Source organism: Rhizobium sp. BK316, from assembly GCF_014193695.1.
Lineage (GTDB): Bacteria > Pseudomonadota > Alphaproteobacteria > Rhizobiales > Rhizobiaceae > Rhizobium.
Genome location: NZ_JACHZR010000001.1, coordinates 726,797 through 752,460 on the forward strand (window position 1 = coordinate 726,797; position 25,664 = coordinate 752,460).

25 protein-coding genes are annotated in these 25,664 nt (G+C 59.4%); 8 read left to right on the forward strand and 17 right to left on the reverse strand.

The window, feature by feature from the left end:
• Positions 1-62 precede the first annotated feature (62 nt).
• The 5 genes from FHT87_RS03165 to FHT87_RS03185 are packed head-to-tail and all read right to left on the reverse strand — an operon-like array spanning position 63 to position 5,002.
• Positions 63-1,127 (reverse strand): DUF2218 domain-containing protein, encoded by a 1,065-nt coding sequence (locus tag FHT87_RS03165; protein ID WP_183799390.1) that lies wholly within the window; start codon positions 1,125-1,127, stop codon positions 63-65.
• Positions 1,124-1,966 (reverse strand): ABC transporter ATP-binding protein, encoded by an 843-nt coding sequence (locus FHT87_RS03170; RefSeq protein ID WP_183725297.1) that lies wholly within the window; start codon positions 1,964-1,966, stop codon positions 1,124-1,126. Before FHT87_RS03170 ends, FHT87_RS03165 begins: the two co-directional genes overlap by 4 nt.
• Positions 1,963-3,003, reverse strand: coding sequence for an iron ABC transporter permease (locus tag FHT87_RS03175; RefSeq protein WP_183725298.1), 1,041 nt, complete (start codon positions 3,001-3,003; stop codon positions 1,963-1,965). Before FHT87_RS03175 ends, FHT87_RS03170 begins: the two co-directional genes overlap by 4 nt.
• Positions 3,000-4,043 (reverse strand): iron ABC transporter permease, encoded by a 1,044-nt coding sequence (locus FHT87_RS03180; RefSeq protein ID WP_183725300.1) that lies wholly within the window; start codon positions 4,041-4,043, stop codon positions 3,000-3,002. Before FHT87_RS03180 ends, FHT87_RS03175 begins: the two co-directional genes overlap by 4 nt.
• The gene (locus tag FHT87_RS03185; RefSeq protein WP_246699583.1) at positions 4,040-5,002 is read right to left on the reverse strand and encodes an iron-siderophore ABC transporter substrate-binding protein; all 963 of its coding nucleotides are present in this window, start codon (positions 5,000-5,002) and stop codon (positions 4,040-4,042) included. Before FHT87_RS03185 ends, FHT87_RS03180 begins: the two co-directional genes overlap by 4 nt.
• A gap of 384 nt (positions 5,003-5,386) precedes the next feature.
• Here FHT87_RS03185 and FHT87_RS03190 point away from each other — a divergent pair, with 384 nt between their 5' ends.
• The gene (locus FHT87_RS03190) at positions 5,387-7,516 is read left to right on the forward strand and encodes a TonB-dependent siderophore receptor (RefSeq protein ID WP_183727194.1); all 2,130 of its coding nucleotides are present in this window, start codon (positions 5,387-5,389) and stop codon (positions 7,514-7,516) included.
• Between the two features lie 37 nt (positions 7,517-7,553).
• Here FHT87_RS03190 and FHT87_RS03195 read toward each other — a convergent pair whose 3' ends face one another.
• Both FHT87_RS03195 and FHT87_RS03200 read right to left on the reverse strand, forming a co-directional pair.
• The gene (locus tag FHT87_RS03195) at positions 7,554-8,450 is read right to left on the reverse strand and encodes an AraC family transcriptional regulator (RefSeq protein WP_183799396.1); all 897 of its coding nucleotides are present in this window, start codon (positions 8,448-8,450) and stop codon (positions 7,554-7,556) included.
• A gap of 494 nt (positions 8,451-8,944) precedes the next feature.
• Positions 8,945-9,091, reverse strand: coding sequence for a DUF1127 domain-containing protein (locus FHT87_RS03200; protein ID WP_183725306.1), 147 nt, complete (start codon positions 9,089-9,091; stop codon positions 8,945-8,947).
• 257 nt (positions 9,092-9,348) lie between these two features.
• Here FHT87_RS03200 and FHT87_RS03205 point away from each other — a divergent pair, with 257 nt between their 5' ends.
• A complete protein-coding gene (locus FHT87_RS03205) occupies positions 9,349-9,657 on the forward strand; it encodes a hypothetical protein (protein WP_183799399.1) in 309 nt (102 codons plus the stop codon).
• A gap of 83 nt (positions 9,658-9,740) precedes the next feature.
• On the forward strand, positions 9,741-10,670 hold the full coding sequence (locus FHT87_RS03210) for a TIGR03571 family LLM class oxidoreductase (RefSeq protein WP_183799401.1): 930 nt from the start codon (positions 9,741-9,743) through the stop codon (positions 10,668-10,670).
• Positions 10,671-10,674: 4 nt separating this feature from the next.
• Here FHT87_RS03210 and FHT87_RS03215 read toward each other — a convergent pair whose 3' ends face one another.
• Positions 10,675-11,454: a DUF1194 domain-containing protein gene (locus FHT87_RS03215; RefSeq protein ID WP_183727195.1), complete on the reverse strand. Its 780-nt coding sequence runs from the start codon at positions 11,452-11,454 to the stop codon at positions 10,675-10,677.
• A gap of 227 nt (positions 11,455-11,681) precedes the next feature.
• Between FHT87_RS03215 and FHT87_RS03220 the strand changes: the two genes are divergently transcribed.
• Positions 11,682-11,924 carry a DUF6074 family protein gene (locus tag FHT87_RS03220; protein ID WP_183799403.1) on the forward strand — a complete coding sequence of 81 codons (243 nt, stop codon included), beginning with the start codon at positions 11,682-11,684 and terminating at the stop codon, positions 11,922-11,924.
• A gap of 6 nt (positions 11,925-11,930) precedes the next feature.
• Here FHT87_RS03220 and FHT87_RS03225 read toward each other — a convergent pair whose 3' ends face one another.
• Complete coding sequence (locus FHT87_RS03225; RefSeq protein ID WP_183725314.1) at positions 11,931-12,233, reverse strand: hypothetical protein; 303 nt, start codon at positions 12,231-12,233, stop codon at positions 11,931-11,933.
• Positions 12,234-12,532: 299 nt separating this feature from the next.
• On the opposite strand from FHT87_RS03225, the gene FHT87_RS03230 reads away from it, so the two are divergent.
• From FHT87_RS03230 to FHT87_RS03240, 3 genes are all read left to right on the forward strand, one after another.
• A complete protein-coding gene (locus tag FHT87_RS03230; RefSeq protein ID WP_183799406.1) occupies positions 12,533-13,693 on the forward strand; it encodes an HlyD family secretion protein in 1,161 nt (386 codons plus the stop codon).
• A 1-nt stretch (position 13,694) separates the two neighbouring features.
• The gene (locus tag FHT87_RS03235; protein ID WP_183799409.1) at positions 13,695-15,305 is read left to right on the forward strand and encodes a DHA2 family efflux MFS transporter permease subunit; all 1,611 of its coding nucleotides are present in this window, start codon (positions 13,695-13,697) and stop codon (positions 15,303-15,305) included.
• A gap of 106 nt (positions 15,306-15,411) precedes the next feature.
• Positions 15,412-15,603: a hypothetical protein gene (locus tag FHT87_RS03240; RefSeq protein WP_183799411.1), complete on the forward strand. Its 192-nt coding sequence runs from the start codon at positions 15,412-15,414 to the stop codon at positions 15,601-15,603.
• Positions 15,604-15,660: 57 nt separating this feature from the next.
• On the opposite strand, the gene FHT87_RS03245 is transcribed toward FHT87_RS03240, so the two are convergent.
• The 6 genes from FHT87_RS03245 to FHT87_RS03270 all read right to left on the reverse strand — a co-directional run bounded on the left by FHT87_RS03245 (position 15,661) and on the right by FHT87_RS03270 (position 21,806).
• Positions 15,661-16,731 carry an ABC transporter ATP-binding protein gene (locus tag FHT87_RS03245; protein ID WP_183799414.1) on the reverse strand — a complete coding sequence of 357 codons (1,071 nt, stop codon included), beginning with the start codon at positions 16,729-16,731 and terminating at the stop codon, positions 15,661-15,663.
• A complete protein-coding gene (locus tag FHT87_RS03250; RefSeq protein WP_183799418.1) occupies positions 16,728-17,555 on the reverse strand; it encodes a carbohydrate ABC transporter permease in 828 nt (275 codons plus the stop codon). The genes FHT87_RS03245 and FHT87_RS03250 overlap by 4 nt, the downstream gene beginning before the upstream one ends.
• Complete coding sequence (locus FHT87_RS03255) at positions 17,552-18,454, reverse strand: sugar ABC transporter permease (protein WP_183725325.1); 903 nt, start codon at positions 18,452-18,454, stop codon at positions 17,552-17,554. Before FHT87_RS03255 ends, FHT87_RS03250 begins: the two co-directional genes overlap by 4 nt.
• A 105-nt stretch (positions 18,455-18,559) precedes the next feature.
• Positions 18,560-19,792: a sugar ABC transporter substrate-binding protein gene (locus FHT87_RS03260; RefSeq protein WP_183799421.1), complete on the reverse strand. Its 1,233-nt coding sequence runs from the start codon at positions 19,790-19,792 to the stop codon at positions 18,560-18,562.
• 65 nt (positions 19,793-19,857) lie between these two features.
• Entirely contained in the window at positions 19,858-20,760 is a 903-nt protein-coding gene (locus tag FHT87_RS03265) for a sugar phosphate isomerase/epimerase (protein ID WP_183799423.1), read from the reverse strand.
• Between the two features lie 11 nt (positions 20,761-20,771).
• Positions 20,772-21,806 carry a Gfo/Idh/MocA family oxidoreductase gene (locus FHT87_RS03270; RefSeq protein WP_183799426.1) on the reverse strand — a complete coding sequence of 345 codons (1,035 nt, stop codon included), beginning with the start codon at positions 21,804-21,806 and terminating at the stop codon, positions 20,772-20,774.
• A gap of 286 nt (positions 21,807-22,092) precedes the next feature.
• Here FHT87_RS03270 and FHT87_RS03275 point away from each other — a divergent pair, with 286 nt between their 5' ends.
• On the forward strand, positions 22,093-23,133 hold the full coding sequence (locus FHT87_RS03275; protein WP_183727196.1) for a substrate-binding domain-containing protein: 1,041 nt from the start codon (positions 22,093-22,095) through the stop codon (positions 23,131-23,133).
• A gap of 78 nt (positions 23,134-23,211) precedes the next feature.
• Here FHT87_RS03275 and FHT87_RS03280 read toward each other — a convergent pair whose 3' ends face one another.
• Positions 23,212-24,168: a rhizobiocin gene (locus tag FHT87_RS03280; RefSeq protein ID WP_183725332.1), complete on the reverse strand. Its 957-nt coding sequence runs from the start codon at positions 24,166-24,168 to the stop codon at positions 23,212-23,214.
• Between the two features lie 181 nt (positions 24,169-24,349).
• Positions 24,350-25,654: an HlyD family type I secretion periplasmic adaptor subunit gene (locus tag FHT87_RS03285; protein WP_183799429.1), complete on the reverse strand. Its 1,305-nt coding sequence runs from the start codon at positions 25,652-25,654 to the stop codon at positions 24,350-24,352.
• Positions 25,655-25,664 lie beyond the last annotated feature (10 nt).

The window sequence follows — 25,664 nt, forward strand, 5'->3', positions numbered from 1 at the left end:
GCAAGCGATCCTATAGCGCCCGGCCACACTTCCCGGGAGCCGTCAAAGGATGCATCCTCACGCTAGCCGGCTTCCCGTTCCCAGTACCAGGCGACATACATGCTTTTCCTATCGTGCCGGCGGGATTTCAGATAGGTGCGCATGGCGCGCACATCCTCCTTTTCGCAGGCAAACCAAACGAAGGTTTCACCCTCGGTTGCGGCAATCGCCTGTTTAGCTTCCTCCAGCAGAACGCCCTTGGCGTCCTTGGCATAATCCCGGCGGTGCAACCAGCGCACCTCGAGCGAGCCTGCCGAGTATAGTCGCTGTTCTTCCGCCTCGTCAGCCACCTCGATGATTGCCTGCAGCCGCGTACCCGCTGGTACTTCCTCGGCGATGCGGGCGATGGCGGGAAGCGCGCTTTCATCGCCTGCAAGCAGGATGGACTGCGCCACCGGAAGATTGCCGCCACCGGGGCCGAGCAGAGCCACCCGTTGACCGGGCTCGGCATCGCGGGCGAAACCGGCGCCGGGCGTTTTGATGCCAAGGGTCGAATGCTGCAGGAAGTCGATCCAGAGTTCGCGTTTTCCGACGTTGACGGTACGGATCGTATAGACACGCACCAGAAGCTCGTCTTCGCCTTCGGGCCAAGCAACGCGGCCATCGGCGCGCAGTCCTGGCCAGACCGGCGTCCTGCCCTTCGGCGGCACGAGCAGGCGCACATGCATGTCGCCGCCGATGAACGGGGTGACATCGGCGCAGGCGAATTTCACCCGGCGCATATTTGGCGTCACGTCCTCTGCGGAAATGACGGTCACCTCATGAATGTTCGGCAATACGGCAAGCGATGCAGGATCGGACCAGGCGAGCTCCAGCGGATCTTCGCCGGCGAAATAGAAGAGATGCTCGGCAAGCATCGTGCGGCTCATCTGCAACGCCGCCTCCGTCGAACAGGAAAGCTCGATCAGCAGCTTGCGGTCCTGAATACGGATCTCGGCAGTGCCGGCTTTGCTCTTGAGAAGCGCAAGGTCGCCGCTCAGCTGCACCTCCGCATGTTCGACGAAGTGCTCGCAGATTTCGCCGAACATGGCAGCCGCATCTCTGGGAAGCGCGACACCCGAGAGCTTGAATTCCTGAGCGATGGTCATCTGCCCTCCTTGTGGAATGCGTGTTGTGGGTCGGCCCTGCCCTCCGCCATGCGGTGGCGACCGATCGGCAGCATGATAGGCCGGCCGGATGTGGGATCGGTGATGATGCGGCTTTGAAGGCCAAAGACCTGTCGCACATTGTCTTCCGTCAGCACATCCTGCGGCAGACCGGACACGTGGACGCTGCCATCCGTCATGGCGACGAGGTAGTCTGCGTAGCGCGCCGCGAGATTGAGATCATGCAGCACCATGACGACGGTGGTGCCGCGCGCATGGTTGAGATCGGTCAGGAGGTCCAGAACCTCGACCTGATGACTGATGTCGAGAAAGGTCGTCGGCTCGTCGAGCAGCAGGATTTCCGTCTGCTGCGCCAGCGCCATCGCAATCCACACGCGCTGGCGCTGCCCGCCCGAGAGCTCGTCGACCGGCCTTTCGGCAAGATCAGAAGTGTTTGTGGCGGTCAGCGCGGCGTCCACTGCCTCGTCATCCGCACGGGTCCAGCGTGAAAACAAGCTCTGATGCGGATGGCGCCCGCGGCTCACGAGATCGGCGACGGTAATACCCTCCGGCGCGATCGGCGATTGCGGCAACAGACCCAGCGTGCGGGCAAGGTCGCGCGGCGGCGTGCGATGGATCGACTTGCCGTCGAGCAGCACTTGGCCCTTGCGCGGCGAAAGCAGCCGCGACATGGCGCGCAGCAGCGTGGACTTGCCGCAGGCGTTCGCCCCGACGATGACGGTTATCTTGCCGGGAGGCACGGCGAGATCAAGTCCATGCAGGATCTCGTCTTCGCCATAACCTGCGGAAAGCCCGGTGGCTGTGAGGGTATGGACGGTCATAGCGAGCCTCCGGTCCGGTTGACGCGCACAATCAGGAAAATCAGGTAGGGCGCGCCGAGCGCACCGGTGACGACACCGACCGGATAGCGGCTCGGCAGCAGGAACTGACCCGCATAATCGCCCGCCAGCACCAGCACCGCACCGACAAGGGCGGCGGGAACGAGGATCGAGCCGTTATTTCCAACGATGCGGGCGGCAATCGGCCCCGACAGGAAGGCGACGAAGGCGATCGGGCCTGTCACAGCCGTTGCCGAGGCGATCATGCCGACGGCGGCGATGATGACCATGACGCGCGTGCGCGACACGCCGACACCAAGGGCGGCAGCCATATCATCTCCGAGCCGCAACGCTTCCAGGTCGCGTGTGCGGCTGAGCAGCAATCCGCCAAAAACGGCAAGCGCCAGAAGCAGCGGAGCCGCCTGGTCAAGCTGGGCGCCGTTGACGCTGCCCGTCAGCCAGCGGATCGCTTCCTGCAGGCTCCAGGCCGGCGCCTGCGACAGGATATAGGCGATGACGCTTTCCAGCATCGCGGATACGCCGATGCCGACGAGGATGAGCCGTGTGCCCGCCACTCCGTTGCGGAATGACAGGCCATAGACCAGCAGCGCCACGCCGAGCCCCGCAATGACGGCGACGACGGAAACGATCGGCCCTTTCAGCGACAAGACGACGATGACGAAGACCGCTGCCGCACTCGCCCCCGAACTGATGCCGATAATATCGGGGCTTGCGAGCGGATTGCGCAACATGATCTGGAAGGCGACGCCACCGAGCCCGAAGCTCAGGCCGGCGAGCACCGCAAGTGCTGCTCGCGGCAGCCTCAGCTGTCCAACGGCAAAGGCCGCTCCCTGCACATTCTCACCGAACAACACGCGGATGACATCGCTGGGCGAGGTGAAGGATTGGCCAAACGACAGAGTAAGCGCAAAGAGCGCGACGACGAGGCAGAGCAACAGAAAAACCATGAACACATGCCGACGCGCCCTGCGGCGGCGGTTGTCGATGATGCTATCGAGGGAAGAGACAGGCACGGTCATAATTCACGCATCCGCTGGCGCCGGACGATGGCAATGAAGAATGGTGCGCCGACAAGCGCTGTGACGATGCCGACATCGAGCTCGGCAGGTCTCGCAACGATGCGCCCGACGATATCGGCTGCGAGCAACAGGCTGGCGCCGCCGATCGCGGAAAAGGGCAAGAGCCAGCGGTGATCGATCCCGACCAGCAGGCGGCAGAGATGCGGCACGACGAGGCCGAGAAAGCCGATCGGACCGCAGACCGCCGTGGTCGCGCCGCAGAGAAGGATGGCGCCGAGTGCTGCAACGCCGCGGGCAAGCGCCACGCGTTCGCCAAGGCCGGCCGCCAGCTCATCGCCGAGCGCCAGCGAATTCAATTTTCGCGCCGACAGCAGGCTGATGAGGAAGCCGATCGCCAGAAACGGCAGAACAGGAAGGATGCGCTCAAAGGTCGCCCCGCCGACCCCGCCGATCTGCCAAGAGCGGATGCCGCCGGCGATGTCATTGCGCGGCAGCACGACGGCAATGACCATGGAGGCGAAGGCGACCGAGGTCGCTGCGCCGGAAAGCGCCAGTTTCAGGGGCGTTGCGCCGCCGCGTCCGAGCGAGCCGATCGTATAGACGAAGACCGCCGAACATCCGGCGCCGAGGATCGCCGTCCAGATATAGGCCTCGTTCGACGAGATATCGAACCACGCGACCGCAACGACGACTGCGAGCGATGCGCCCATGTTAACGCCGAGAATGCCGGGATCAGCAAGCGGATTGCGTGTCACCCCCTGCATAATAGCGCCCGCAAGGCCCAGCGCTGCACCAGCGATGACGGCAAGCAGCGTGCGCGGAATGCGTACCGTCACCGCCGCCTGGCCGATATTGTTCGCATGCCCGGCCAAGGCGGCGAAGATATCGGCCCAGTCCACGTCGCGCGTGCCGACCGTGACCGAGAGCGCACAGAGGCACGCAAGAGCCGCGGTGAGCCCGAGAAGCCAGAGGCTGCGAACCTGGTTAGACCGGGCGGATGCTGGCGGCCGGGATGATGATTTTCGACTGCGCACGATCATTGAGATTTGTCGGGAGACTTTCTGGCGGCGTCTGTAAGCAGTGCCACGTAATCCTTGAGGACCCAGGAGATCGATAGCGGCGTCGGATTGGCGGCTGTGCCGACCGGGTCGCGGCCAAGTGTTACGAGCGCGCCCTTGGAAACAGCCGGCATTCTGGCCATCAGCGGGTTCTTCTTCAGCGCTTCGAGCAGCTGCTGGTTTCCATAGGTCACGACGATATCGACACCATCGAAGGAATCGATGCGTTCGGCGCTGATCGAGCCTGCGAACTTGCCCGGCGTGGAGGCCTCGACGACGCTCTTTGGGGACTTCAGCCCGAGATCGGCGAAAAATTTCACGCGCGTATCGTTGGTCGTGTAGAAATTGACCATGCTGAGATCGGTCGCATTGAGATGCGTGATGAACATCGCCGACTTACCCTGCAGTTCGGGATGGCCGGCGACGGTCTCTGATATTTCGCCCTCGATCGTCTTGATCAGCGCTTCGCCTTCTGCGGCCATGCCGATTCCGGCACTGTCCAGTCGGATCATGTCGCGCCAGTCGGTCGACCAGGGCGCATCCGGATAGGCGACGACAGGGGCGATCTGGCTCAGCGTATCGTAATCGGACCGGCTGAGGCCGGAGTAAGCCGCCAGAATCACATCCGGCCGGGTGGCCGCGACCGCCTCAAAATCGATGCCGTCACCTTCGTCGAACAGGACGGGCTTTTCGGCGTGCAGTTCCTTGAGCTTGTCGGCCACCCAGGGTAGCAGTCCGTCACCGTCATCATCGCCGAAATTGGCAGCCGCAAAACCGACAGGTACGATGCCGAGCGCCAGCGGCACTTCATGATTGGCCCAGGCGACCGTCGCGACCCGCTCCGGCTTCTTGGTGATGACGGTCGTGCCGAAAGCATGCTTGATGACGACAGGATAGGACGTGCTCTCGTCAGCCCAAACGTTGCCGGGCGCGGTGGCCATCAGCCAGATACAAGTTACCGCCAGCTTCGCGGCCAGAAGCAAAAAGCGCAGCATCACGCAAACTCCGCCAGTTTTTAAGTTGACCTCCACTTTCAGGTTAATCTACCTGCGTCAACGGTCATGCCAGCGCTTCAGGGCCGTGGCGTTGAGATTTCCGTGGGATCCTACAAAACACCGGAAATTTACAATACTGGACAATGGCGCTCAAGTTAGTAGCCGTCGCAGGGGACATCGAACCAACCATTGCGGCTGCCGGTCCGGGAACAAATCTCTCGTTCGCACCGGCCGCCGACATGCCGTTCGGACCGATCCTCAAACCGGCATTCCATTCGGCACCCCCTGTCGAAGGGCCGCAACGGCGACACCAAACTCTGGAACGTGAACATGGACATCGAAAGAACAGGCGCTCACTCGCGACAGACCCTTCTCCGCTACCGGAATGCGGTCCTTCTCGGTTGCACGGCGCTTGTCACCCTTGCACCGGGCGCGGTGCTCGGTCAGGAGAGCGGGAATTCCAATACCGTTACCAATCTCGCGCCCATCGTCATCCAGGGCAGCGGCCTCGATACCGACAATGATTCAAAATCGATCGTCGCGACCAAGACGATCAGCGGCAACGGTATGGCGACAGACATTCTCGACACACCGGCCTCCGTCTCCGTCATCACCTCGAAGGAAATCCAGGAGCGCGGTGCGCAGGACACCGAACAGGTGCTGCAATACACATCCGGTGTGACCACCGACTTCTATGGCTCGGACGACCGCTTCGACTATTTCAAGATCCGTGGTTTCGATGCCTATACCTATCGCGACGGCCTGACGCTCGGCGACTCCTTCGGCGGCATCCGTGAAGAGCCCTTCGCCTTCGAGCGCGTCGAAGTGCTGAAGGGCGCCAATTCCACGACCTTTGGCGTTTCCGACCCTGGCGGCGCGGTCAACTTCGTGACCAAGCGGCCGAAGAGCGAGCGCTTCGGCGAGGCCTATGTCACCGGCGGCTCCTTCGATCATCGCGAGACAGGTGTCGATTTTGGCGACAACATCACCGAGGACGATACATTCTCCTACCGCATCACCGGCAAGGTAAAGCGCGCCGACGAGGAATATGACTACTCGCAGGACGACGAGAATTTCTTCATGGGCGGCCTGACCTGGCGCCCGAGCGCCGACACCAATCTGACCGTGATCTATGACCACCTGGACAAAAACGGGGTGCCCGGTAGCGGCGGCCACCCGGTCGGTTCGGATTTTGCGAGAAGCCGCTTCTTCGGCGAGCCTGATTTCAACTATCGCGATGTCAACAGGAACACGCTGAGCGTCATGTTCGATCATGACCTCGGTTCGGGCCTGACCTTGAGCTCGAATGCGCGTTACAGTAATACCAAGAGCAATTTCGGCTATGCCTATATCTCGGCGACGCCGACGAACGGCTCGACCATCGCCGACCGCGCCTTCTTCGCCAATGACCAGGCGGTCGAAAACTTCATCATCGATACCCGCCTGCAATATGAGACGAACTTCGAGCATGTCGACAGCCGCAGCCTCGTCGGCCTCCAATACAACAATCTCCAATCGGACAATGACGGCTATTTCGGCGGAGCTCCTGGCATCGACTGGACAAACCCCGTCTATACCGGCGCACCGACCTCGGTTCCGCTCTACCAGAGCCTGACAAACAACCAGAAGACCACGGCCCTCTATTTGCAACAGGACCTGACCTTCTTCGACAAGCTGACCGCCTCCGTCGGCCTGCGCAACGACTGGCTTGACCTTCAGCAGCAGAACAACATGGCTGGCTCGACGACCGACGCCGATCTCAGTGAGTTCACCAAACGCGCCGCGTTGAGCTACAAGGTCACTGATCAGGTAGCGACCTATGTCAGCTACGCGGAATCGGTACTGCCGGCCTCGCTGACGCTCGATCCCGAGCGCGGCGAACAATGGGAAGTCGGCGTCAAATACCGGCCCGACGAATTCCCTGCCCTCTTCAGCGCAGCGGTCTACGACCTGACCAAGAACAACATCACCCGCACCAATCCGGCGACCGGCTTCCAGGAGACGATCGGCGAGGTGCGCGTGCGCGGTATCGATCTCGAAGCCAAGGCTGAAGTCACCGACAATATCAGCCTGACAGCCGCCTATTCCTACATGGTCTCCGACATCGTCGAGAACGGCACACTCGGCAACGAGGGCAACGAAATGTCCTTCGTGCCCAATCATATCGCCTCGCTCTGGGTCAATTACGGCATCCCCGGCAACGGCTTCCGCGGCGACATGAACTTCGGCCTCGGTGCACGCTACACGGGCTCCTATTACTTTAACGACGCCAACACCCAGTCGACGGGCAGCAGCATCGCCTTCGACGCCGCCTTCAGCTACAAGATCCAGGAAAACACATCCTTCGATGTGAACGTCAGCAACCTCTTCGATGAAAAGCACGTCGCTTATGGCGGCTTCGGAGCGGATTTCTATAACCCGGGCCGTGCGATCTACGCGACGCTGCGCCAGACCTGGTAACCGGCCGGTCCCGCCTGCATCCTGCGGGTGGGACTGTTTACGAACGGATCTGCCGAATCCGCCGCCAGGCGGCAGGTGTATCGCCGACGATCTGGCGGAAGACCTTGGTCAGATGCGCCTGATCGGAAAAGCCGAGCTGAGCGGCGATATCGGCGACAGCAAGTTCGCTTTCGACGAGCAGCGTCTTGGCATGGTCGATGCGTTTGCCGAGCTGCCATTGCAGCGGCGTCTTGCCCGTCGTCTGCTTGAAGACATTGGAAAACCAGCTTTCCGACAGGCCGACTGTCTCTGCCATCTCGGCAACCGTCAGACGGCAATCGCTCAACCGTTCGACGCGGGCGATCAGCTTGTTCATCTGCGCCTGGGTCAGCCGGCCATTCGGTTGTTCGACACCCTGTCGAGGAATATCCAGCAGACCGCTGACGATACTGCCGACAAGGCTCTCGCCAAAGATCTCATGTTTCGACGGGCTGGAGACCTCGTCGACGACGAGGCGTGCAAGCGTTTCGAGCGCTCCGGTATCCTGCACCTCGACCGGATTGCGAAGTGCCGTCATCGCCGCGGAATTGCCGACCGACGGCGCGAGATATCTCAGGAGCCGGTCCTTATGCATATGCAGGTTGAGATGCGAGAAGCGGTGCGTCGTGCCGCTCGTCGTCCACATCGGCATACCGGGCGGAACATAGACCGCCCGTGTCATAGGCCGGTAATGCTGCTGAAAATCACCGTCGCGATTCGACATGCGGATCTGAGACGAGACATCGCTGAAGAAGATCATGATGCGCGGATCGTCCGAGAAGTAATAGCCCCTGGCCCCCGGCTGGCTTTCGGCCTCCCAGAAGACACCCACGAGCCCGTCGAACTGGCGCCACTTGACCGGCGCCATGACCCGGATGCCTTCGGTATGCCAGACCATGGAATGCCAGAAACTCAAACTATGGATCCATCCTTACTCGGCATCGTCGATATCGTGCTTTCCATCCCGGCTTCTAAGCCAAAAATAACATGAGTTCAATTATCATGTTTATAGAACGTGGCAAGCGGCGATAGAGGGCCGGTGTGTGATCGCTGTAAAAAATATGATTACGCTCTTGGGGATAGCCGGCAGATGAGGCCAAGCGCCAAAAAAATAAGGCGCCTGCCGAGGGAGGAGATCCGGCAGACGCCTTTTATGACGCGTGGCGGCGGGAGGAGGATGCCACCACGTAGACGCTGGCTCGGGAGGAGGTAAGCCGCGTCTCGGACAAAGCGACGAGGGAGGAGTTTCATCGCTTCGTTGAAAGGAGATATACGCTGAGCCTTGCCACTCTTCTAGGCACATATTTGCAAGGCTGCCATGCGCCATGCGTCAGGCGAAAGGCTCGCCAAATAAAAACGCGCCCGCCTTGGGAAAGGCGAGCGCGTTTTTGAATTCATTCAGCAGCGGTCTTAGCGGCCGATGGCTGCGCGTGCGACGTCACGGATATCGCCACGTGCGATGCCCAGATCGTTCAGCTCGCGGCTCGACATACGGCCAAGCTCAGCAACGGTTTGACGATACTTGCGCCAGTTGTTGAAGGTGCGTGCGATGCTCATTTTAATCCCCTTTCCGTGGACCCAGCGACAGCTGCCAGATAGCGGCGCTTCGTTCGCTTCGATGAGAAGTATATAATATGGGACTGCGAGGAGGAGTAGCGTTCAGACTACAGCTCACCTATGCATCTGATGCATGGCTAAATGAGACGACAGCCTATTCCAGTGCCGTTCCCCTATCCGCGCGTATAGTTGAAGGAAGACCGGCCGAACCCCACGTGAGCTTTACAATCGTCCAATGCCGGTCAGGGACACATCCGATGTCTAACTCAGTCTGCGAAACCTATCCTGGAATATGCAGTAAATCCCGCCTCGCCCATCCTCGCCCCACCCGCCTCTTCCATCCCGCAAACGACAACAGCCGGACTGTCGCACGACCGCATATCGCTCCGCCCGCTGCGTCTCTGGCATCCGTCAACAATCCCATGCCAGTCATCGAAGCCGGATCGGTTATCTCGATACTGGGACTGCTCATTTTTGCTGCTCATGAAGAGATCATGGCGATTGCCCCGGTGCTCGCTTTCGCTCTCGATCAGTTTCTTGCAAGCGCGCCGGTCGCGCTCTGGTAGCGACAGCCAGTCTATGGTGTTCCGGCTATTGCAAACCTCACGCGGATCACCCACGTGCGGTCAGGCAACGCAGGAAACGACGGATGCTCTTCGAAGATTCACGGCTGACGGTTGGTGTCGTTCTCCCCATGCAGGCGCGGCAACGGCAGGACATCGACTTCGGCCTTCAACTGGAGCTCGCCCGGCGCGCCGATGAGCTTGGCTTTGCAGCGATGTGGGTTCGTGACGTTCCCTTGAACAGTCCGGCCTACCCGGATCCCGTCGGTCATTCCGACCCCTGGGTCCTGCTTGGCGCGCTCGCCGCCTCCACCCGATCGATCACGTTGGCAACAGGCGCGATTGTCCTGCCCTTGCGCCATCCCCTGCATGTCGCCAAGGCCGCTCTTTCGATGGACATGCTTTCATCGGGCAGGTTTGTCCTCGGCCTCGGTTCCGGTGATCGGCCATCGGAGTTTTCAGCATTTGACCGCAATGTCGACGACCGCCGGGAATTGTTTCGGGCGAACTGGGCCGCTCTCGAAGACGCGCTTGACGGCCGCGTTGGCAACCAGACAGACGAGAACCAATTCGAAATCCGTCCACGCAGCCGCCGCCGCATTCCCCTGGTCGCAGTCGGTTCATCCTCGCAGTCACTCGAATGGATCGCCAGAAACGCTGGAGCCTGGATGACCTACCATCGACCGTTCGCCGCACAGAAAGACCGGATCGCTCTATGGCAGGGGGCCGTGCAGCGCACGACCGACGAATTCCGCGGAATGGGCCAGGCCATGGCGCTTGAGCTCGTCGATACATCTGCCGACCGTGTCGATGACATCAAACTCGGATATCGGGCGGGGCCGAATGGATTGCTTGCCGCTCTTGTGGCCCTTCGCGAGCTCGGCGTACATCACGTCGCGCTCAACCTGACCGTTGACAGTCGCAGGGTGCTCTCCGACCTCGAAACCATCGCAAGGGAGGTCCTGCCGCGGTTGGAACAGGCAGGACCTGTCGCCGCAATTTCGAAAGCACGATGAGCACTCAGCGATCGAAGAAGTTCTGCCACAGTTTTTCGCCGACAAGGCAGTCCGTTGTTGGCTGATTGGCCGCGATTTTGCGGATCTGCGGTCGGGGCTCGATGCCGCTGATTTCCCAAACCAGCTTCCTGCGGACGGCAACTGCGAAATCCTCGATCTTGTGAACCGGCAAAACAAAGGAGCCGGGGCCGCCGATGACGCAATCGGCATAGTATTTATCAAGCCCTTCCGGCACATCGGATGGTCTCAGCATAATGGCAAGGCCATTGATGACCGCACCCGTCCCGAGCGCCGTGTCGCGGGCAGGCGTGACAGGATCCCCCGAATTGTTGGGACCATCGCCGGAAACGTCGATCACTTCGCGATTGCTTTTGTAGGGGCTGGCGGCGAGCATCGAGACGCCTTGAACGATCGCTGCGGATATGGATGTGCGGCGCTGGGTGGCAATCGGCCTCGCTTCGAGCTTGTCGGCGAAATCCAGCGCATCCTTTTGCGTTTCGATCACCTGCCAGTCGAGGACAGAGCCCGGCACGACATAGCCGGCCCATTCGAAATAGCTGATGGCGATCCGTCCAGTCAGCCCTCCTTTCACGGCGTCGAGGAACTCCTTGTGCCTGAGCGCCTCGACATAACCCTCGCGCTGTATGCGGACTTCCTCGTAATCCATGGAGCGGGACGTATCGACGGCCAGCACCAGCTCGACGTCGACTTCATCTTGGCTTGATTGCGCGATCGTGGCGGCAGCGCCAGACAGGCTCGCGAGCATCGCAAGTGTTGTCAGCATCATCACTTCCCATCACTGCGTTATCCCGAGAACTCTAACATAGCTTGACGCGGCGGCGACCGCCGCCGCCGGAGTGTATTCTGTCAATTTTCGGTGATGTGGGGTGCCATCGAACGAAGGGGCAGCATTTGAGGAGCCATGTCTCGCGACCGGCTTCACCACTTGTGAAGAACTCATAGCCATTCTGCGGGACACTTGGCGATTCGCCCAGCAATGACGGAGATAGCATGCCGCTTCTGCACTTTCCCGCCGACCGACGCACAGCCGATATCAGGCGCTGCGCAGAGGCCCTTCAGAACCTTCACGGCGAGGCCGCCAACCGCTTCTGGCGGTCGGAGATGGCCGGGTTCGCGGCCAATTTGAAAGAACAAGGCTGCAGCGATGCTGAGCTCTCGAGGCAGGCCGCCCTGTTCATGGACGCGGTCCAGATGGAGCTTCGGGTCGTCTACGCCGCAGCGGCCGAGCGATAGAAAGCACTAGTTGGGAAAGCGGTTGTAGAAGGATTGCGGGTCGTAAACACACTCGTAGTCGAGCACGCACATTTCCCCATTGGCCGCGCGCACTCTGGCCACGCTATATTTATCGCCTAACCGGCATCGCGCAGGCGGGTAACGGAAACTCCGGCCGCCGATGCCCATGCGAACAAAGACGGCCTTTTTCTGCTGGATAATCTGCGCGAGCTCGCGGCAGGAATGGTCGCGGGCATTGACCTCTACGGCCTCGACGGCAAAGGCAGCCGTGGGGAGCAGAACAGCGGCCGCTAAAATCAAACTTCTCATAACACCTCCTGGGCGGGTCAGCAGCGCCTGCGGCCTTCAATCGCAACAGCAGCGCTGATGGCGCACGATAAAGGTAGGATTTGGGCGGCTGACAAACCAGATCGGTCCATCCACATTGAAGACGCGCGGGCTTCAGATCTTGCCGCGGGTGGCAAAGCCCAGCGTCTTCAATTGATCGCAATACGCGCCCTGCCTTCACTACCTGGAATTGTTCCCGCAGTTACGAGCCCAAAGGGACGTTGCGACATTTTCGACCGGAACCGAAGCCGATGATCCGGCGTTGGTCTCAGGTTTTCAAAATGAAAGACATTGTCGTGCCCCAGAACCAGCCCGCCTTCGCCGGGCAAGATCAATCCTCCGATCCCGCAAAAAACGAAGCCCCTGCCAAGGCAGTCGAGAAGGACAAGGAAGCCGAGAAGCGGCCTTCAATCATCAGGCGCCATCCGGTCGCGACGCTGCTCATCGTTCTTGCGCTGATTGTTCTTGCTGTCGCCGGCTATTTCATCTGGCTCATCTATTTCCATCCCTACGAGACAACGGACGACGCCTTCATCGATGCCCGCAGCTTCTCCGTCGCGGCCAAGGTGTCGGGTTATGTCTCGGATGTTCCCGTCTCCGACAACCAGCATGTCGACGCCGGCGCAGTCATCGCCAAGATCGATCCCCGCGACTACCAGATCGCACTGGACCAGGCGCATGGGCAGGTCGATGTTGCAAAGGCAGCGATTTCCAGCGCCGAAGCACAGATCGCCGCTGCAGCTGCAGCGATCGACGAGGCCAAGGCGCAGCAGACTTCCGCAGAAGCCGCCCTTCAGTATGCGCAGGATGAAAACGACCGGCAGCAGCAACTAGTGAAAAGCGGCGCCGGTTCAGAACAGGCCGCACAGCAGGCAACATCCACGTTGCGACAAGACAGGGCAAGTACGGCTCAAGCGCAGGCAAGCGTCACCTCGGCCATCAAGAACAAAGCAGCCGCCGAAGCGCAACGAGCAAGCGCCGTCGCCAGCCTGCATCAGGCCGAAACCCAGGTCGAAGCCGCCGAACAGAACCTGAGCTACACGACGATCACGGCCGCCCAGCCCGGCCGTGTTGTGAAGCTCAGCGGCTCGAAAGGGCAATATGTTCAGGCGGGACAGGCAGTCTCCATGTTCGTACCCGATGAAATCTGGGTGACGGCCAATTTCAAGGAAACCCAATTGACGGATATGCGACCGGGCCAGCCTGTGGATGTGACGATCGATGCCTATCCGGATCACGTCCTTCGTGGCCGCGTCGATTCCGTCCAGCCCGGTTCGGGCATAGCCTTCTCGCTGCTTCCAGCGGAAAACGCCACCGGCAATTATGTGAAGGTGACCCAGCGCGTTCCGGTCAAGATCGTCATCGACAACTGGCCGAAGGATGTGGCGATCGGCCCCGGCATGTCCGTGGTGCCGACGGTAACCGTGCGCCCGAGGAACTGACATGAGTGATGCCACAACAGCGGATGGCGCCCCGGCATCGGGTGCCAGGCTTGCCAATCCATGGCTGATCGCGCTCGTCGTTTCACTCGCCACTTTCATGGAGGTTCTCGATACGACGATTGCCAATGTGGCGCTGCGCTACATCTCCGGCGGTCTTGCCGTCAGCGCCGACGAGGCATCATGGGTCGTCACGACCTATCTCGTTTCCAACGCCATCATTCTCGTCGCCAGCAGCTTCATCGCCAAGCGTTACGGGAGACGGCGTTTCTATCTGCTCTGCCTTGCGACATTTACGGTTGCTTCCATCTGTTGCGGCCTTGCCTGGAACCTGCAATCCCTGCTGATCTTCCGCATGATCCAGGGCTTCGCCGGCGGTGGCATGGTGCCGATCTCTCAATCGATCCTGGCCGACTCCTTCCCGCCGTCGAAGCGTGGCCAGGCCTTTGCCCTCTTCGGCGTCGCCGTGGTCGTGGCCCCTGTCGTCGGGCCAACGCTCGGCGGCTATCTCTCTGACAATTTCTCCTGGCACTGGTGCTTCCTGATCAATGGGCCGGTCGGCCTCTTCGCCTTCGTCCTCGTCTATTTCCTCGTCAACGAACCGGACTCACTGCGACTGGAGCGGGCGAACATGCGCAAGCAAGGCGTGCGGTTTGATATTGTCGGCTTTCTCCTGGTCGCGACCTTTCTCGGCGCACTGGAACTGGTTCTCGATCGCGGCCAGACGGAAGACTGGTTCGATTCGAACTTCGTTGTCACGATGACTGCAGTCTGCGTTACCGCCCTTGCTCTCTCCATCCCATGGCTGATGAACGCAACCAATCCGGCCGTTGACGTACGCTTGCTGGCAAGTCGGCAATTCGGCTCCTGTTTCATCGTCATGCTTGCGACCGGGGCGATCCTGATTGCCACGACCCAGTTCATTCCGCAGGTCCTGCAGGAGAATTTCGGCTACACGGCGACTTGGGCCGGGCTGGCACTTTCGCCCGGCGGCCTCGTGACGATGTTTATGATGTTCGTGGCGGGGCGGATCTCCAACAAGGTTCAGCCAAAGTATCTGATCGCTATCGGCACTGCGATTATTGCGTTCGCAATGTATGATATGACGCGGCTCAATGCCGAACTGAACTTCGGCTTCTTCGTCTGGTCGCGCATCTATCTCGGCTTGGGTCTGCCGCTGATCTTCATTCCGATGACTTCTGCCTCCTATGATGGCTTGAGGCCCGATCAGACGGATCAGGCTTCTGCTCTCATCAATGCGGCGCGCAACACCGGTGGCTCGATCGGCGTCTGCATCGCATCAAACGTGCTTGCCCATCGGGAGCAGTGGCACCAAAGCCGGCTGGTAGAACACATCATCCCCTCCGATCCGGCCTACAATCACGCATTGCAGGGCGCGACGCAATATTTTGCCGATAGAGGGGCGGGGGCTGTCGACGCACAATCGCAAGCCATGGGCTGGATCGGCCAGCAGGTGCAGATCCAGGCGAGTTATCTCGCCTATATCGACGTTTTCCACACACTCATGTGGCTCTCGCTCGCCGTGCTGCCGCTCGCCTTCATCCTGCGCAAGATCAATCTTGATGAAGGATCGAGCGGGCCAGCGGGGCATTGAACTGCTCTTTTTCAACAACCCTTCATATATCCCCTAATCTGGGGGTTCATTCGAATCGCCGCATACACTATATTCGCGGCGTGATATTCACACGAGACAGGTACTGATGACCCCAGAAATGTCCGGCTTTGAATGCACTCGCGGCAATACCGTTTCCGGCAAGTTCAAGCTTTCAAGCAAACTCCCCTACTTTATCGTCGCAGGACTTGCTGTGGCCGTGTGGGCAAACTCCAGCGAACGGACTCAGGATGTCGAGGTGGCAGCCAAGCAAGCTACGCCGGCTTCGCTCGCGCGATAAGAGCGGCAATGTCCCGCAGCTGAGCGCTGCGGGAAGTTATCCGGCAGACGCCGGATCTCAAATTCTGACGCCGCTCGCCTCGTCGAAGAGATGTACCTGCGCCGGATCGACGGTCACACCAATCGTCTGGCCCGGCTGAACCGTTCCCCTGCCTGTTTCGACGATGGTCAGTTCAGGGGTCGTTGCGGCGGTGATGAAGGTCGAAGACCCCGTGGATTCGACCACGTCAACCGGAACATCAAAGCTCCCCTGCCCTTGACCGGTAATGCCGATATGCTCCGGGCGGATACCGGCTGTGACCCTCCGGCCGGGCTGGAGCTGATGGTCTATAGAAATCTGCTGCCTCACCGAACCGAGATCGAGCGTCAGGCTCTTACCATCCTCGCCGACGATTGCCGGTATGAAGTTCATTGCAGGTGAACCGATGAAACCGGCGACGAATTTGTTGGCGGGCTTGTCATAGAGGTCGAGCGGCCGGCCCTGCTGCTCGATGATCCCATCACGCATGACGACGACATGATCGGCCATGGTCATCGCCTCGATCTGGTCATGCGTCACATAGACCGAGGTCGCATGCAGACGATCGTGCAGCGCGCGGATCTCCTTACGCATATGGACGCGCAGGGCCGCATCGAGATTGGATAGCGGCTCATCGAAGAGGAAGGCCTTTGGGTGGCGGATGATGGCGCGGCTCATGGCAACGCGTTGACGCTGGCCACCGGAGAGCTCACGCGGATAGCGCTTCAATAGATGCGAAAGGCCCGTGGTGGCCGCAACCTCCTCGGCTGCCTTCTTCGCCTCCGCTTTTGCAACGCCGCGCATGCGCAGGCTATAGGTGAGGTTTTCCTCCACGGTCATATGCGGATAGAGCGCATAGGACTGGAACACCATGGCGACATCACGCTTGCGCGGCGGCACGCCGTTCATCAACTCGCCGGCAATCTTCAAGCTGCCGTCCGAGATGGTTTCCAGGCCGGCCAGCGAGCGCAGTAGGGTAGACTTTCCGCAGCCGGAAGGGCCAACGAGCGCGACGAAGGTCCCCTTGGCGATGGAGAGGTCGATATTCTTCAAAGCATGGAAGGCGCCGTAATATTTGTTGACGCCGGCAAGCTCGATCTGAGGGGTCATTTGAGGGCTCCCGAGGTGAGGCCGGATACGATGCGGCGCTGCAAGAGAACGAAGATGGCAAGGATCGGCGTCACATACATCGTGGCGTAGGCCATGATGTTGTTCCACTCGTTGGTATTCGGTCCCATGAAGGAATTGAGCCCGACGCTTGCCGGCTGAAGCTCGGCGGCCTGGATCATCGACTTGGAATAGACGAACTCGCCAAAGGCCTGCATGAAGATGAGAATGGCGCTGACCAGAATGCCGTTGCGGGCAAGCGGCAGCACGATGTTGAAGAAGGCGCCGACGCGCGAATTGCCGTCGACGAGAGCCGCCTCCTCCAGCTCCATCGGGACCGCCATGAAGGTGGCGCGCACCAGCACGACGAAGAAGGGCATGCTCTTTGCGGCAATAGCGATGACGACGGCAAGCCGCGGATAGTTCAGCATGCCGATTTGCGAGAAACCGACAAAGATCGGCGTGATCATCAACGATGCCGGCAGAACCTGCAGCATGAGGATGAGAAAGAGGCCGATATCCACCCAGATGTTGCGATAACGCGCCAGGACATAGGCGCAACCGACGCCGAGCACCGTGATGATGACGACCGCGCCGATCGCGATCACCAGCGAGTTCCAGAGATAGAGTCCCATGTTCCGGCTTTCCCAGACATAGGCATAGGTGCTCCATTGCGGCGAAGCCGGCCAGAAGCTCGGCGGTGTGGCAAACATCTCCGAGCCGCTCTTCAGCGCGGTGATGTACATCCAGTAGAGCGGGAAAAGGTAGATCGCCGCCATGATGATGGCGATCATGAGCATCAGGCGATTGCGTGCAGTCTCGCTCATCCGCGCACCTCGTGGCGGGTCGAGCGGACATAGACCACGGAGGCGAACATCACGAAGACGATCATGATGACCGAAATGGTCGCGCCCTTGGCGAAGTCATATTGGCGGAAAGACAAATCCCAGGCCCAGTATTGCGTGACGTTGGAGGAGTTGTTCGGCCCGCCCGAGGTGATGGCGGCAAAGAGGTCGAACTGCTGGAGGGTGAAGATCAGGCCGAGTGCGATGATGGCGCCGATCGTCGAACGCATCATTGGCAGCGTAATCGTCCAGAAGCGCTGCCAGGCGGTGGCACCGTCGAGTTCGGCCGCCTCGTAGAGATCGCCCGGAATGCCCGAAAGGCCGACGGAAAGAAGGATCATGTTGAACGAGGTGCCGAGCCAGACATTCGCGATGATGACGGCATAGAGCGAATAGTGCGGGTCCGACCGCCAGAAGATATTACCGGAGATGATGCCGCTTTCCTTCAGAATGAAGTTCAGCACGCCGAAGTCACCCGAGAGGATCCAGTTCCAGATAGCACCGACGACGAGGCCGGGCATGACCCAGGAGACGAGGAAGAGACCACGCAGCCAGGACGCGCCGGGGAAATTCACCCAGAAGAACAGCGCCAGACCGAAACCGATCAGGAATTGGCCGGCGATCGAGCCAACGACGAAGATCGCCGTATTGTACAGGATCGGCAGCGTTTCAGGCTGCGCAAAGAGGTCCACGTAATTCTTGAAACCCACCCAGGGGCGCGAGAAGGTGCCGAGGCTGAACATGTCCACCTCCTGGAAGCTCATCACCACATTGTAGATGAGCGGCAGGCCTGCCATCAGGAACAGAAAACCGAGCGGAAAGGCGACCAGCACGATATCGAAACCGCGGCCGTCCCTGATGCTGGAAAAGGTCCTTCTCATGGGTCCTCCAATGCTCCGAACGGGGCTGCCTTGGCCGATGCCTGAGCAGCCCCTGCCGGGAGGAAAGTCTTGGACGGCCGGCAGGCCATCCGGTGATGCGGGAGATCAGCCGAGAACCGCCTTGATCTTGTCGGCAGCCTGATCAAGCGCATCCTTCGGGCTCATCTGGCCGGTCAGCGCGGCCTGAATGGCGTCCTGGATCGCCTTGGAGATCTTCGGCCACTGCGGATGCGGACCGCGCGGCTTGGCATATTTCAGCTGCTCGAGGAAGACCTTCAGCGCGGCATCCTTGAGCGGCTGGCCGGTCTCGGGGATCGAGATGTCGGAACGGGCCGGAAGCTGGCCGAAGTTCTTGAACATCTTGTCGTCCTGCGAGGCGAAATATTCGAGCGCCTTGAAGGCTTCGGCCGGATGTTTGGTGGTCGAGAAGATCGCCCAGTTGAAATCACCCATGGCCGAAGAGCGTTCAGCACCTTCCTTCGGAACCGGCAGCAGCGTGACGCCCCAGTCGAACTTGGCTTCCTTCATCATGCGGTCCAGTTCCCAGGGACCGGAGATCGCCATGGCGGCATTGCCGGAATTGAAGGTGCCGGTCGAATCCCACTGGCCGCGGGTCAGCGTATCGGGCGAGGCGAGCTTCTCGTCCATGATCGTCTTCCAGACTTCGAGTGCCTTGACCGCGCCGTCGGCATTGATGTGCTCATAGCTGCCGCCGCCCATCTGCGCCCAGGGCAGGAACTGGAAAGTGCCTTCCTCATTAGCCTTGGCCGAGAAGGCGAGACCATAGACGTTCTTTGCCGGATCCGTCAGCTTGCGTGCGTCCTCGACGAGCTCGTCCCAGGTCTGCGGCGGCTTGTTCGGATCGAGGCCCTTCGCCTTGAACATGTCCTTGTTGTAGTAAAGCGCGATCGTATTCGTCGCCTTCGGTACGCCGAAATATTTGCCGTCCCACTCGACCGATTTCAGCGGTCCGGGGAAATAATTCTCGGGCTTGATGACCTTCGAATTCTTGATCATGTCGGAGATATCAAGGAAGGCGCCACGCGAAGAAAACAGCGCATGCTCGGGATTGTCGACAGCGATGATATCGGGCGCCTGGCCGGTGGCATAGGCGCGCATCGCTTCGGTAACGACGTCATCGAACTGAATCAGGCGATATTCGATGGTGATGCCGTTATGCTGATCGTTGAATTCCTTGACCAGGGTCGGCGCCGGCTGGGTATCCTTGTCCAACGACCAGAGCGTCAGCTTGACGTCTTCCGCCTTGGCGGAAAGGCCGAAGAGCGAGACGCCTGCAAGAGCCAGCACGCCCAGAACTGCGAATTTGCGGATAGCCATGGTTCTCCTCCTTTGTGGTTATCCTTGCGATGGCCGGCGATTTCCTCCACGCCGACCATATTCACTCACACCGGATCGACGACGAAATCGCCACCCCGGGCATGTTTCAGATGATTGAGTGCATAGACCTGACCGGTCATTTCCAGGGCGTCGCGATAGACCGGATCATGCCAGCCCTCGATGTCGATGGAGCCGGACCAGCCGGCAAGCCGCAGTTCGGAAATGATATCTGTCCAGTTGCTGTCGCCAAAGCCCGGCGTGCGCATGAAGACGAACTTCTCCTTGCCGAAGATGCCGTGCTCCTTGATAACATCCCAACGGATCGTCGCATCCTTGCCGTGGACGTGGAAGATCTTGCTCGCCCATTTGCGGATCTGCGGCAGCGGTTCGATCAGATAGACCATCTGATGGCAAGGCTCCCATTCGAGGCCGATATTGTCATCAGGCGTCTCGTTGAAGATCAGTTCCCAGGCATCGGGATTATGGGCAATGTTCCAGTCGCCGGTCGCCCAATTGCCATCCATGGCGCAATTTTCGAAAGCGATCTTGATGCCCTTGTCGGCTGCACGCTTGGCAAGCTCACTCCAGACCTGTTTGTAGCGCGGCAGGCTGTCGGTCAGCGGCTTATTGCGGATGCGACCGGTGAAGCCGGCAACGCAGGTAGCGCCGAAATGATGGGCGTTGTCGATACAATCCTTCCAGCCCTGCAGTGTCTGCAGGTCCATCTCGGTCTCCTCGAGCGGATTACCGAACATGCCGAGCGTTGAAATCGTGATGTCGCGATCGCCGATAGCGTCCACGCTGCGCTTGCCGAGTTCGGCAAGATCCTGGCCGTTGGTCGTCTGCCAGAAGAAGGGCTCGAAGCTCTCGAAACCCATATCGGCGATCTGCGCTATGCGCTTGTCGGCGCCGCCCTTCGAGGCGCTGACCATGGTACCGATGCGAATGGCTTTGGCGGGGTTGCTCACGTCATCTGTCCTTATGCTGAAATTTCGACGCGCCGCCCGGTCTTGGCGCTTTCGATCGCCCCGAAGACCATGGCGAGGCTTCTGATATTGTCGGAACTGACCGTCTCCGGCCGCTTGCCGGTGCGGATCGCCTCCACGAAGCTTGCAATCACGCTGGCATGGCCATGCGTTTCGTTCTCGCGCTCAGGCGCGGGAACCTCAACGGGTGAAAAGCCATGAAGCAGGCCAGGCTCATTGCCGGAAACCGCCGCCTTGAAGCCATCATCGCCATCCCAGGTCAGCATGCCGTTCGAGCCGACAATGCGCCACTGGCTTTCCCAGCTCGTGCGCTCGCCTTCCGCGCACCAGGAGCCGCGATAGGTGAAGACGACGTCGTCGGAGAATTCGAAGGTGGCGTTGGCCGAAGCGCCGTGGCGATACCAGGAACCTTTGGGATTGCGTTCGACGCAATAGACTGCGAGCGGCTTCTTGCCAGCCACATAACGTGCCGCATCGAACGTGTGGATCGCCATGTCTAGCAAAAGGACATTGTCCATCTCTTCGCGGAACCCGCCGAAATGAGGAGCGATGAAGAAATCGCAATGAATGCCGGTCAGATCGCCGATCGCCCCGCTTTCGACGAAGCGACGCAGGCGGCGCACGCCGGAAATGAAGCGACGGTTCTGGATGATCGCATGAATCTTGCCGGTCTCGGCGGCGAGATCGATGAGTGCGGCCCCTTCAGCAAGCGAAGTCGCCATCGGCTTCTCGCTGAGCACATGGCAGCCAGCCCTCATGGCCGTCGAAACGATATCGAAACGGGCGGTCGGGATAACGACGTCGAAGACGATGTCAGCCTTGGTCTCGGCAATGACGGCAGCGAGATCGTTACCGATGCGAGCCGCGCTCAAGCCGAATTCGTCGGCGAGCTTTTCGGCGGCGGCACGGTTGACGTCGACAAGGCCGACGATCTCGATCGCCTCAGCAAGATCAGGCGTTTCCCTGATAGCGCGCAGCCAGCCTTTGGACATAGCTCCGCACCCGCACAGAATGGCATTCAATTTCACGATTTCCTCCAGCGGTGCGTTTCAGATTTCTCCCGAAACACCTTCCGTAAACGTTTACGATACTAAGCGGAAACGTTTCCTGCTGTCAATGCCAGCGTCGCTCGACAAAATATTGCGAAAAATCACAATGCGAACGGGCGCTTAGGCAAAAACCTTCGGCGATGCAGCAACAAATTTTTCTCAGATTGAGTAAAAATACATTCCGCCTTCACGGCAAATGCTTTCCGTAAACGTTTTCCCATGGCAATAAGATGAGAGGGTCCGCCTACCGGAAGAAAGATTGCAGATGAAGGGTATCCGCCAGCTCGCAGAACATCTCGATATATCGATCGGGACGGTTTCGCGTGCGCTGAACGGCAAGGCCGATGTCAATGAGGAGACCCGCAAACGCGTGCTGGCTGCCGCCGAAGAATTCGGTTACGTGGCCAATCAATCCGGCCGCAGCCTTCGTCAGGGAACGACCAATGTTATCGGCCTGATGATTGAATCCAGCAAGGAAACGGTCGAAAACAGCGACAACTTCTTCCTTGGCGTGACTGGTGGGCTACAGAGCGTGCTATCGCGCCATAAGCTCGATCTCGTCATGCTGCCCTGCCCCAGCGATGAAGACCCTTACGAATATCTGAAGCGTATGGTTGCGCGCCGGGTCGTCGATGCCATGATCATCTCCGCAACGCAACGCATCGACAAACGTATCGATTTGCTCGTCAAGGCGAAGATCCCCTTCGTCGCTCTCGGCCGCAGCTCTTCCGGCGGCGGCAACTTCACCTGGATCGACCTTGATTTCGAAGGTGTCGCGACCTGCGCCGTGGACCGGCTCGTCGGCAAGGGGCATCGCCGCATTGCGATTGCCGCACCGTCAGGGGAGATCAATCTCGGTTATATCTTCGTGGATGCCTATCGGAAGGCTTTGGAACGGCACGGGATTAAATATGATCCGGAGCTGGTTATCCGTGTGAAGTCCAGCGAACAGGGCGGCTACCGGGCCGGCGACGAGCTGCTGCGAATCGAGGATCGACCGACAGCGATTATCCTGATCTACGAACTGATGGCAATCGGCCTCTACCGCCGCCTGGTTGAAGCCGGCATCGTCCCCGGCCGCGACCTCGCCGTCATCGGCTTCCGCGAGGAACCCCGTGCCAAATTCCTGCAGCCGACGCTCACCTGCTTCCGCATGTCGCTGCCCGACCTCGGCGCAGCACTCGCCGAAACCTTGCTTGCGGGCATGCCTGCCTATTCGGAAACCTACCGCAATAGAGTGGGCAATCGGATCTGGCCCCTAGAGCTTGCTCCGGGTGAGAGCGATGCTTTTAGTCTGAACGGCTGAATATTCGAATTACACGCTGAAACGAGTATGCCGCCGTACGGCGGCATACTCCCGATCTGAGAAAATCACTTCAGGTGGTTATGCGGTGAACCAGCCATGGAAACCGGTAGCATCCACACCACTCAGCACAATCGTTTCACCCTTATGAGCGACATCTGCACCGACGTACTTCACAACAGCGTCACCACCGAAGTCCGTCGAGGTCCAATCGCTTTCCACAGTACCCACGAGTTTGAGCTTATCCGTAGCTGCGTTGAACCCGTCGATAGTATCCGTGATCAGAGACTTAGCCATGTCGCCCAGGTGGAATACGAACGTATCCGCCCCGCTGCTGGCGATCATGTGATCGATACCGGTGCCACCATCGACTGTCGAGGACTTCAGATGGGTGTCCGAAAGATCGATCGTGTCGCTGCCAGCGCCGGCCTTGATGTCAACAGTTGTGTAGCGGCCATCAACAAAGCCGTTGCCGCCATTGAAGGCAGTCGCGCCGGTGATGCCGCCCGTTCCGGCAGCGCTGCCATCGTTGAAGCCTACACCCGATTTGATCGTGATTGTATCGTTACCGGCGCCGCTGTCTACGGTTACAGCATTTACCCAGCTGCTGTCATTCGTTAGCAGTGAAATGGTAACCGTGTCGTTGCCGGCACCAGTCGAAACGTTTGCACGCTTCACGTTCAGAATCTCGACGGTCGATGAGGCGCTGCCACCGAGATGGACGTCGGCCTGAACAAAATCCTTGAAATAAACATTTTCTGCACTGTCGGATTGCGCCAGAACGTTCCTGACCGAATTCCACTTGCCGACAACATCAAAGTTGAAGGAATTCGTGTTCGGATCGAAGTCTACGGCGACCTCGCTGCCGGGACCTCCGACCACCACAGAATCGACGTCAAAAGTCGATCCGCTCGGGCCTGTCGTTTCATGATGCTCGGTGCTGCCGTCAAGTGCGTTGGAATTCTGGGCTTCGAGGCTCAGAAGATCGGAAACGTTAGAGGCGCCACCGTTACCGAATGTGACTGTAAAACCTGCCATGAGTGTTCTCCATTGCTCCTTCGAATAAAGCTCTTAGTTGCGACGCCCGATTCACTAACTTTAGCAGCTACAAACGCCTAACTTTACTAATAGATAAGCATAAGATTTTGGCAAGTCTGTAACAGTGACGAAAGAGATATTTGCCCGGACCCTTTTTGGGACAATGTTAGGCTTTCTAAGTTCACTCTTCTCGAAATGCCAATCTCAACCTGTCCTTGAAAGGCTTGGCAAAATACGAGATGACCGTCCGGTCGGCGATCTTGATAAAAATCTCAGCAGGCATGCCCGGATAAAGGGATCCTTCGGACAGATTCTTCAGAGTGGCCATGTCCGGTGTTATGCGCAGCGTATAAAATGCTGCACCGGTTCGTGGGTCCGTCTGAAGGTCCGGCGAGATGACGGAAACCTGGCCAGCAATGTCAGGCGTCGTTGTCTGGTTGAACGCCGTAAACCGGATATCAACCGGCTGTCCCTTATAAATCTGGTCAATATCCTTCGGTGCGATGGTTGCTTCGACCTGCAACTCGTCACGCTCCGGGACGATGAGCATCAGAACCTCACCCGGTTGCACAACTGCGTTGATATTATGAACGCCGAGCTGATAAATGCGGCCGGCAATTGGCGCACGAATTTCCAGGCGAGCGAGCTGATCCTTTGTTGCGGCCAGCCGCTCCTCGTACTCCGCGATACTCGCCTCGACGGAGGTCAGATCCTTGGAAACTTCCGATTGCCGGTCCTCGTCGAGCTGCAAGAGCTGGAGATCCAGCTCACCGATCTTGCCTTCGGTTTGCGCGCGGGCCGCGATACCCTGCCCTAATTGCCCCTCAAGTTCGGACTTGCGGCGCCTGTAGTCATTGAGCCGCTGCTGCGTGGTCAGTCCCTTCTTGAAAAGCGTATCGACTTTCTCAATATCCTCATCAACCAGCTTGACCTGATCGGAAATTGCATTGATCTGGACCGTCAGACCATCGACCTCGTCATTCAACTGTTGCTTGCGGGTCGCGACCTGTCTCTTCATACCCTCAAGCGCATTCTTGCGGCTGGTAAATAGGTTCCGTTCGCTTGCAACCAGCGTTGCGGCCGACTTGGACGTTGTTAGCTCGGACAGTTTTTCGGGAACCGTCAATTCAGACGCATGGGACGCCTCCGCCTGCAATCTCGCGCGGCGCGCATAGAGCTGCGCGAGCGTATTCTCGGCGATCGAAAGGTTTGCCTGCACAACGGTTCCATTCAACCGGACGAGCACTTGATTGGCATCTACCCTATCGCCTTCTTTCACGTCGAGTTCGCTGACTATCCCACCGGCAAGATGCTGAATCTTCTTTGCGTTGCCCTCGACGATGACACGGCCAGACGCAATGACCGCACTCGAAAGCTCGGTCGTCATCGCCCATCCAAAAACACCGACGACCAACCCGAATGCCAGCAGAACGACAGCCGCGACGTGCTTGGCAAGCGGTAATTTTGCTAGATTTCGCAAACGCATGGCGGCTCCA